This window comes from Actinopolyspora xinjiangensis (genome assembly GCF_900104475.1).
GTDB lineage: Bacteria > Actinomycetota > Actinomycetes > Mycobacteriales > Pseudonocardiaceae > Actinopolyspora > Actinopolyspora xinjiangensis.
On record NZ_FNJR01000018.1, the window covers coordinates 77,046 to 86,693 of the forward strand.

A 9,648-nucleotide genomic window follows, 5' to 3' on the forward strand; every position below is an offset into this window, starting at 1 on the left:
AACAACGGCAGGGGCCGGGCACCCACGGTGACGGGTGAGTCAGTTTCCGAAGAGGACGGTCGGAGCGCCCGTGCGGGGATGGGTGCCGATCTCGGCCCGCACGCCGTACACCTCGGACAGCAGTGATTCGGTGAGCACCTCGGCGGGAGTTCCGATCGCCGCCACTTCGCCCGCGGCCAGCACGCACATCCTGTCGCAGAACCGGGCGGCCAGGTTGAGGTCGTGCAGCGCCGCGAGGGTCGTCACGTTCAGCCGCCGCACGAGTGCCAGCACATCGAACTGGTGACGCATGTCCAGGTGATTGGTGGGCTCGTCGAGTACCAGCATTCCCGGCTCCTGCGCGAGTGCTCGGGCGATGAGCACCCGCTGCTTCTCCCCGCCGGAGAGCTGGTCGAACGAACGGTGGGCCAACTCGGCCATCTCGACCATCTCCAGCGACACCGTCACGATCCGCTCGTCGCCGAGGCGGTCCCGGCCGATTCTCCGCCGGTGCGGTGTTCGTCCCATCGCTGCCACGTCGTGGGCGGTCAGCTCGAACTCGGCGGGGAGCTCCTGCGGCAGGGCCGCCAGTCGTCGTGCCAGTGACCGACGCGGTGTCCGGAAAACGTCCGTGCCGTCGAGGAGAACCCGCCCGTGGGTGGGCCGCAACTGACGGTAGGCCGTGCGCAGCAGGGTCGACTTTCCGGCTCCGTTGGGGCCGACCACACCGACCACTTCGCCCGGTGCTGCCGTCAGCGACACGCGCGAGAGGACTTCACGGTCCCCGGCGGTGTGGGTGACTTCCCTGATGTCCAACTCGGCCGGGTGAACTTCGTGATGGCTCATCGGACCGCCCTTTCCCGACGCGCCTGGCGGCGCAGCAGCCACACGAAGAAGGGGCCGCCGCACAACGCGGTGAGCACCCCGAGCTGGATCTCCTGCGGCGCGGCCACGGTCCGGGCGGCGAGATCGGCGATGATCAGGAACGTCGCTCCCAGCAACGCCGCTGTCGGCAGCACGCGCCGGTGATCCGCCCCGACCAGCATGCGCACCGCGTGCGGCACCATCAGGCCGACGAACCCGATGGAGCCGCTGACCGCCACCATCGCGCCGGTCATCAGCGACACCAGCACGAACATGCCGGTGCGGAAGCGGTGCACGTCCAGCCCCAGGGTTCCGGCCGACTCCTCGCCCGCGACCAGCAGGTTCAGTGAGCCGGCTCGCCACAGCAGAGCGGCCAGGCCGAGCAGTACGACGGTCGTCGGTATCGGCAGGGTCCGCCACTCCGCTCCGGCGAGGCTGCCCAACGTCCAGAACCTGATCGAGGACAACAGGTGCGGATCGGCGGCGGTGCTCAGCAACAGGTCGGCCAGCGCGGACAGCACGTAGGACACCGCCACACCGGCGAGCACGAGACGGGTGGTGGTCATTCGTCCACCCGAATTGGCGAGAGCGTAGACCGTGACCAGGGTGATCATCGAGCCGACGAACGCGGCCACCATCGGTGTGGCGAGCGTCCCGAGAACCATGATTCCGGAGACCAGTGACGCCACGGCGCCCAGGGACGCCCCCGAGGAGATCCCGAGCAGGTAGGGATCGGCGAGAGGATTGCGAACCAGTGCCTGCAGGGCCGTCCCGACGGCCGAGAGCCCGGCGCCGACGATTCCGGCGAGCAGCACCCGGGGCAACCGCACGTCCAACACGATCGTGTCGTAAGTGGCGGGCCAGCCGGGATCGCTCCATCCCGGCACCACCTGGCGCACGAGGATGGCGGCCACATCGGTCGGGGGCAGCGACACCGAACCGACGGCGAGGCTGACGACGACGGCCCCCGCCAGCGCGGCGCCGAGCAGGACCAGCACAATCGGGTAGGGAAGCCGCCGCTCACGCGGCGAGACGCGTTCCGGGGCGGGGCGGGGCGGTTCCGCTGACGGAGCCTTTCCCTGCGGTACGGTGCTCGCCGAGCTTCGCACCTCGCCGCTCATCGGTACTGCCCCGGATGCAGTTGTTCACTCAGCTCGGCCACGGCGCGGGGTACGCGCACTCCGGCGACCGCGGAGGACAGCGGCAGTACCGCGAACCGCTGGTGCTTGACGGCGGGGATGTCCGCCAGTGCGGGCTTGTTCAGCAGCGCGCTCTTCTTCTGCTCGACCGTGGTCGATCCGTAGTCCAGGATCACGATCCACTCGGGACGTCGCTGGAGCACCTGTTCCCAGGAGACGTCCACGAAGACCTCGTGCTGGTCCGCGAAGACGTTGTGGCCGCCGGCCATTCGCACGATCGCGTTGGCGATCCCGTCACCGCCCGTGGTGTAGGCCGACTTCGTGCCACTGTCGTAGACGAACACGCTCACCGGCTTCACAGCACCCCGCTCGCTTTCGGCCTTCGACCGTGTCGTCTTCATACGGTCGATGAGCTCCGCGGCGCGTTCCGGCACATCGAAGATCTTCGCGATCGTCCGGATCTCCTCGTAGACCTCGGAGAGGCCCACCTGCCCGTCGGTGCAGTTGGCGACGTTCAGGTGGGTGCTGATGCCGGCCTCGCGCAGTCGTTGACGCGAACGCCCCTCCTGTTGGCTGAACGCGGAGGTGTAACCGCCGTAGACGAAGTCGGGAGCCTTCTCAAGTAACACCTCGTAGGAGGGGTAGCGCTCGGCCAGCACCGGGATTCGCCGGTAGTCGTCGCGGTACTCCGGCAGGATGCGATCGTCCAGGTAGGCGGTGCCCACCATGCGGTCCGACAGACCGAGAGCGAGCATGATCTCGGTGGTGTGCTGGTTCATCGTCACCGCGCGCCGCGGCGGACGCTGGTAGGTCGTGGTCTCCCCGCAGTTGGTGACCGTGACGGGGAATCCGGCGGGAGCCTCCTGTGGTCCCCCGGTGTCCGTGCGCGTTCCGGTGGTTCCGCATCCGGCGATCAGCGCTGTCAGCGTCAGCGCGGCGAGCATCGTGGCAACGCGTCGTGACCGGTCGCGTCCGGCGCGGGGCCGGGCGGCGATACATGTCGCCGAGTGGCGCATCTGTCCTCAATCCATCGTCGAGCGATACCTGCGCCGCAGCCGGTCTCCTGGCTTCCGGATCGTCGCGTTCACGCTGCCTTCCCGGCGCTTCGGCCAGTGGCGTGGTGGTGCGGGAACGCTCCCCGGTCACAGTGGCGAGGACCACGCCGGACTCTCACCGGCTTCCCGAGCACTGCGGCGGAGGCTGAAGCTACACGCCCGGAGCACGGTGTTGGTGCATCGCATGACATACCCCACTGACTCGACCTCGCCGTCACCCGAGCCGACGACAATGGCCGGCGGGCATCGACAGAGCCTGTCACCAGGTGCTGTTCGTGGTGGCCTGTGGGGGAGGTGGGCCGGTGTCGTCGGTGTGATGCCCCGGTTGGGGATCACGAAAAAATAACGGAAATTGGTGACGCAGCGTGTTCGAGAGAGCACGAAACGCCCGAAGGTAGTCACCGCCTCGTATGCTTCCTTCAGGCCGTTGGGCATCTTCACCAGGGGTGTACGCCGCCGTAGAAGGTGTTCTCGTTGAGCTCGTGCCTCTTGCGCATGACTCGGTCGGGGTCGTCGCCGGTATTGCCCTCGATCAGGGTCACGGTCTCGCCCCGGATCTTCTCGACCACACCGATGTGGCGGCTGGACTGGGGGGTCGCCGGGCCGGAGCCGAACAGCAGCACGTCACCAGGTCTGACGTTGTCGAGCTGCCCGCTGTCGTAGGCCGTGCCCTTGGTCCGTCCGGTGCTGTAGACGTCGCCGGTGAAGGCGAACTCCTCGTGCTCGACGTCCACGCCCGCCCGCTCCCAGGTCGACATGGCGAACAGGGAGCACCAGGGCACGCACTGCTCGGAGTACTCGTGGCAGTTCTTCCCCGTCTCCTCGGTGCCGAGCTCGGTCCGTGCCGCCGTGACGATCTCCGCCCGCACGGTGCCGGGGTCGGCCTTGATCACCGGCGGTGCCCTGTCCCCGGGTGGGGGTTCGGGTGGGGAAGGCGCGAGGACGGCGACCGCGGTCGCGAGCGCCACCGACACGATCGTCACCACGCCCAGTACGCGCGTCCTGCCGCGCGGACGGTGTGCGTCCGGTTCGTCGGTCCGATCACCACGTTGAGTCACGCCCAGCTCCTCCTGCTCGGTGTTGACGGGGTCACCACCCGATATACCCCTCTTCCGGGGGCCGGAAGCACCTCGCGGACTGAAGACGGTGTCAGCGTTCGTCGGCCGCACGAGTGGAGCCGGGAACCGGGGACGCCGCCGAGCTCGTCCACGGCACGGCGCTGCCGCCGGAAGGGACTACCGTGCCCGGTGGTTCCCTCGAACCGCGCCCCGCCGCACACCCCGACGAGGTCCCTTGGCTTCGCCGTCCCCCGGCGGCGCTCCGCGAGGTGCCTCCGGGGCCTCGCCGCTCGTCAGCGCCTCGGATCGACACGGTTCCCGTGCTGAGCATCTTCGAGTTCGTGATGCTCGGCAGTGCCCCGATCGGTCAATGGATCATTTCCGGCTGTTCTGGAATTCTGCGCGGCGGAGTGTCAGATGTCCGGCCGGTACATCGCTGTGGGGAAGGAGATCGTTGAGTTGCCGCGACCGGGGAGTGTATATCAGGAGGCAGTCAACGAGGCCACAGTGCTGGGAGACCGGTACCGCGCGTGTGCGAGCTCTGCGAGATGGCCCCCGGACCGGTCGAAGAGTGCCTGGTCTGGGGTCGGCAGGAACCACATGATGATCCGGGGTGTGCGTTCCAGCTCGGATGAAGACGTCGTTGAGCTGTGGAAACCGCCACGCCGTGACTCAGCTGTTTCCTCCGGTCGGTGCGGCGATGGTGGCCACCTGTGTGTGGCCGAGGTCTACGCCGATGATCGTTCCTACGGACATGACGAGTACTGTCGTGTGCTGTGACAACGGCGCATCGTCCGGTGATCGTTCACTGAGATGCGGTTCACGGTTCCGGAGTCGGCTTCGTCCAGTGTGTGGTTGGACGCGACCTCGGCCGGCCGCACTGGACTCGTCGGCCGTGCGCTCGTTGGAGGCACCATGCCGACATTCACGAAGCCTCTCTCGGCTCGTCACCTCCCTCCCATGCTGTGACGCGACCGACGGTAAGAGCCCGGTGGTCACTTGTCACGCACGTCGGACGATGACCGGAACGGCATTCCTCGAAGAGTTCGCGTGGGTGCTGGCATCTAGTGCTCACTAAACCAATTAGAATATTGTTGCCCACTGAAAATGTCAATTGGAACCAGTTTGTTTCATCTGATCGTGTTAGTTTGTGACTGGTTTTCACTCTTTGGGGTGTGTTGTGTGTGGAAGCGTTGACCGGAAACGGTCTTGTGTATAATTTGTCTATTGCCGCGCAAAAAGTAGCGATGCGATATTCTGGTGGTTTCGTTTGCTGTGATCCGAATCTTGTCGAGTGTTCGGTCCTGCTTTAGGAGCGTGCAAGGTTGCCGCTCGGAGGTAGAACCAGGAAGTCGCCAGTTGCGTCGCCGGCGATCATGCTCCGAACGGAGTGGTTGTTCGGTGATGTTCCATGGCGTTTCGGAAAATATGGGTAACCGGGTTGTGAGGTAGTAGGACTCGATTCGGAATCGGGAAAATGTGTCCACGGGAAAATGTCGACACAGGAAAAGATATCTCTTTCTGTCCGTGCGGCGATCGGAAAAACGGAAACCCGTTGCGCGAACAGATCGGCGGAATGGACAAGAGCACTGACTGAACCCGACTGGTAGGACCGGAGGGATGAGTGATGCCCCAGAACGTTACTCCTGGGGAGAACCGAGGAGAGCGCGATGCGTGAACTGGCCGGACGGAAGCTGGCTTCCATCCCCGTCGCACCGAAGCGCGAGCCGGCACTCGGTCATCTCGTGCCGTTGTTGCGTGATCCGTTGACGTTCCTTTCCAACCTGCCACGGTACGGACCCCTGGTACGTATTCACCTGGGGACGGCCACGGCCGTGGTGGTATGTGATCCCGGGATGACCCGTCACGTACTACGTGATGACCGCTCCTTCGACAAAGGTGGTCCTTTCTATGCACGAGCGCGAGAAATCGCTGGCAATGGGCTCGGAAGCTGTCCTTATGGAGATCATCGTCGGCAACGACGCTTGATCCAGCCCGCATTCCATTCCCAGCGTCTTCCCGGATACGCACAGGTCATGACCCGGGTGGCCACGGAGGTGACCGGCTCCTGGTGCGATGAGGAGATCCTCGACCTGCCCAGGGAGATGTTCACGGTGAGCTCCCGCGTCCTGCTGGACATGATCGGAGCTGACGCGCACTCGTCGTCGGCCCGTGGCCACATGCTGACCGACGTATCGACGCTTTTCGCAGGCATGTATCGGCGGATGCTCCTCCCCGCTCCACTCGGGAGGTTGCCCACCTCGGGCAATCGCCGCTACCTCCGGGCTCGCGCACGCCTGCGCGGAATCCTGGCGGGGATCGTGACCGACCGTCGGCCGCGTGACAGCGATCAAGGCGACCTGCTGTCCGCGTTACTGCGTGTCAGTGATCCCGGGAACGAAGAGAAGAAGTTCTCCGAATCAGAACTGGTTGATCAGCTCTTGACGTTTTTCGTTGCCGGAACCGAGACTGTCGCTTCCACCCTCGCCTGGGCGATGTACCTCCTGGACCAGCACCCCGATATCGACCAGAAGCTGTACGCGGAGACCAGCGGGGTGCTGGATGGCTCCGCGGCCCGTTACGAACATCTTCCCGAACTGGAGCTGGTCTCTCGGGTGGTCACCGAAACGCTGCGGCTGTATCCACCAGGTTGGCTGTTCACACGAGTGACAACCACCGACGTACGCCTCGGCGTGTACGACATCCCCCGCGGTACCCATATCGTCTACAGCCCCTATCTTGTCCACCACGACCGAGATATCTACAGCAGACCGGAATATTTCGATCCGGATCGCTGGGACGGTAACCACAAGCCGTCCTCTGAATCATTTATCCCCTTCGGGGGAGGGGCTCGTAAGTGTATCGGCTCTGAGTTCGCTCTGACAGAGGTCACCCTGGCGCTGGCGACCATCGTGTCTCGATGGAGGTTGCAGGGGGTGTCGGGCCAGTACGTCCGACCTGCTCTGGGGGTTTCACTATCCCCCCGTGCGCTGCGCGTGCGTGCCATCGCCCGCCGTTGGTGAACACCGCGCGAGAGCATCAGGGCCTCGTGGGGGAGGCAACGAACGAAATGGAATCAGAGAAGAATGATGTCAGATGTTCCCCCTTTTTGGTGTCCTCCCGAAATTTCATCGGCGATGAATCCAGCTGTGGAGCAAGCAGAGCGCAGGATCAAGGTGTGGAATGCTTCTTTCGGGATCGATTCCTACTATGCCGATATCGTGCGCTCCGCGATGTTCATGGGGCGGTTCGCGCCGACGGCGACTCCCACGCGATTGAAAGCGATATCGTGCTGGAATTCATGGGGGTTCGCTTTCGATGATTACCTGGACACTCAACTCCCCCACGCGTTCCCGGTCGTTGTCGCCACCACGCAACGTGCGTTGACCTGTCCATCCCCGCCCATCCGTAGCAATCCTTGGTCCGCGGCGCTGCAGGACGTTGGAAACCAACTGCGAGAACTGGGTAGCAGCGCGCAGTTCCGTCGGTTCGTCGATGCGCATCGGGCATGGCTGTTCGCGGCGTGCTGGCGACACAGCAATCACGTGAACGAACGCTTACCTTCCCTGGACGAGTACGTGCACCTCCGAGAGCAGGACAGCGCTGGTGAGGCGGTCTATCATCTCGTCGCCCTGGCTGAGCAGATCCACCTTTCCGACGAGGAGATCAATGACCCACTTGTCCAGGCGATGCTGGAAAGCGCGGTCACGGTTCTGATTCTCGACAACGATCGGTATTCGTTCCAGAAAGAAGACAAGGAGCGCTCGTTGTCGCAGCATCTGTTTTCCGTGCTGATGCGGGAGAAAAGTATCGGTCTTGTCGAAGCGCTGCGACAAGGAGTGGCGTTGCGGGATCGCATCCTCCGCCTCTTTCTCGCCTGTGAGCGGAAACTCGAAAAAATCTCTATCAGTAATGATATCGTCAGGTTCGCTCGGCTGGTGAAACAAGGAATCAGGGCAAACCTCGATTGGGCGTCGGAAAATGGGAGATATGGTCGGAGAAAAACATCTTTCGCGATCTGTGACACCCCGTCGGATGAGAGACTGGAACCCCCGCCCGGTCTCCCCTCGATCGCCTGGTGGTGGTACGTGTAACCCTTGTGTTCCCAGAAATTCGGTTGTTCGGGCCGATCGATCGTGGTCAGACGCGGAGGATGGGATTCGTTGCCAGGAAGGTAATCTGATAGTGCGCAGAAGTGGGAAACAAGATTTCACTGAAACGATGGTAGGTTTTTCGGGACGAGCGTGTAGTACTGTCACGCTGGTTGCGCTGCGGTGACGGTCCTCGGTGGTCGGACATCGTTCCTAGATCAGAGAGTATTGACTTCCTGGTCGGATCACGTTACCGATCCTGGATCGGTTCGCTTGCCTTTATCGTGTCGTCAACGAGGATTCGAGTCGGAGTTCAGCACATGCCACAACGCTGTGGCATCCCATGGATCGGCTTCGGCGACCTGGAAATCAGCTTATCAGTATTCGAAGAGCGTTCGAACTCAAGCCCGTGATGCGCGCGATCCGCCGGGTAGATGGTGCTCGGTCAGCGGATACGTTGATCCTGAACACCCCTTTGGCTCGGATTCGGTGGCCCCTTCATTTGATCACCGGAAGAACCGGCCCCGCGAGGGCGCACCCGAAACGACGGGTGCGCCCGGATCAGCTAGAGCGTGACTGGTGGATCAGGTGCGGAGCCAGAGGAGGATGCTGGCTAGGGTCAGGGTGGCGTGGAAGTAGTGGGCTTTGGTGTGGAAGCGGGTGGCGATGCCGCGCCATTGCTTGAGGCGGTTGATGCTGCGTTCGACGATGTTGCGCTGCCGGTAGACAGTGGGCTCGAAGGCGGGTGGGTGGCCTCCCGCCGAGCCTCGCCTGTGGCGGTGTCCGGCCTGGTCGGCTGGTTCCGGGATGGTGGCGGCGAGGCCGCGACGCCGTAGGTGGGCCCGGATTGCTCGTGAGGAGTAGGCCTTGTCGGCAATGATGCGCACCGGTCTGGTGCGCGGGTGCCCACGCCCTGGGCGGGGAACTCGGATGGCCGCCAACAACGGCAGACACTGCGGAGCATCACCGGCTTGTCCCGGCGTGATCAGCAGACTCAGCGGACGGCCTCGTCCGTCGACAGCGAGGTGAATCGTGGTGCTCAGCCCTCCTCGGGACCGGCCCAGTGCTTGCGGGTGCCCCCCTTTTGCTCCGGCGGCGTGCTGGTGGGCGCGCACCACGGTGGAATCCACACTGACCGTCCAGTCCACCTCACTGGCGGCCTCGGCGGCCCGCTGCAGCTCGGTCAGGATCCGATCCCAGGTGCCGCCGGCGGCCCACCGGTAGAAACGAGACTGCACTCCTCTGCCACGGACCGAACCGCTCCGGCAGGTCCCGCCACGGGCAGCTGGCGCGGTCTGTGACGATCATGCCCTCGACCACCTGCCGATGCTCCCGCCACCGACCACCCCGCTGCGGCGTGACCTGCGGCAACATCGGCTCCAACCGCTCCCACTCCCGATCGGACAACTCGCCATACGACACACCTGACCAACGACCACAAGATCCACCAGTCACGCCCTAG

Annotated in this window: 6 protein-coding genes, 1 pseudogene and 1 riboswitch; of the genes and pseudogenes, 2 read left to right on the forward strand and 5 right to left on the reverse strand. The window is 64.2% G+C overall.

Features of this window, described 5'->3' with window-relative positions; translation table 11 throughout:
• Positions 1-39 precede the first annotated feature (39 nt).
• From BLQ75_RS21500 to BLQ75_RS21515, 4 genes are all read right to left on the reverse strand, one after another.
• Entirely contained in the window at positions 40-825 is a 786-nt protein-coding gene (locus BLQ75_RS21500; RefSeq protein ID WP_092604486.1) for an ABC transporter ATP-binding protein, read from the reverse strand.
• On the reverse strand, positions 822-1,964 hold the full coding sequence (locus BLQ75_RS21505; RefSeq protein WP_244515839.1) for a FecCD family ABC transporter permease: 1,143 nt from the start codon (positions 1,962-1,964) through the stop codon (positions 822-824). The genes BLQ75_RS21500 and BLQ75_RS21505 overlap by 4 nt, the downstream gene beginning before the upstream one ends.
• Positions 1,961-2,926, reverse strand: a complete 966-nt coding sequence (locus tag BLQ75_RS21510) for an ABC transporter substrate-binding protein (RefSeq protein WP_092604487.1) — start codon at positions 2,924-2,926, stop codon at positions 1,961-1,963. Before BLQ75_RS21510 ends, BLQ75_RS21505 begins: the two co-directional genes overlap by 4 nt.
• A gap of 92 nt (positions 2,927-3,018) precedes the next feature.
• Positions 3,019-3,190: riboswitch (cobalamin riboswitch) on the reverse strand.
• Between the two features lie 284 nt (positions 3,191-3,474).
• Positions 3,475-4,095 carry a CHAP domain-containing protein gene (locus tag BLQ75_RS21515; protein ID WP_092604502.1) on the reverse strand — a complete coding sequence of 207 codons (621 nt, stop codon included), beginning with the start codon at positions 4,093-4,095 and terminating at the stop codon, positions 3,475-3,477.
• A 1,670-nt stretch (positions 4,096-5,765) separates the two neighbouring features.
• Here BLQ75_RS21515 and BLQ75_RS21520 point away from each other — a divergent pair.
• Both BLQ75_RS21520 and BLQ75_RS23205 read left to right on the forward strand, forming a co-directional pair.
• Entirely contained in the window at positions 5,766-7,118 is a 1,353-nt protein-coding gene (locus BLQ75_RS21520; protein ID WP_092604488.1) for a cytochrome P450, read from the forward strand.
• 114 nt (positions 7,119-7,232) lie between these two features.
• Entirely contained in the window at positions 7,233-8,189 is a 957-nt protein-coding gene (locus tag BLQ75_RS23205; RefSeq protein ID WP_170837621.1) for a terpene synthase family protein, read from the forward strand.
• A gap of 581 nt (positions 8,190-8,770) precedes the next feature.
• On the opposite strand, the pseudogene BLQ75_RS21530 reads toward BLQ75_RS23205, so the two are convergent.
• A pseudogene (locus BLQ75_RS21530) lies at positions 8,771-9,560 on the reverse strand (IS5 family transposase).
• Positions 9,561-9,648: the final 88 nt, after the last annotated feature.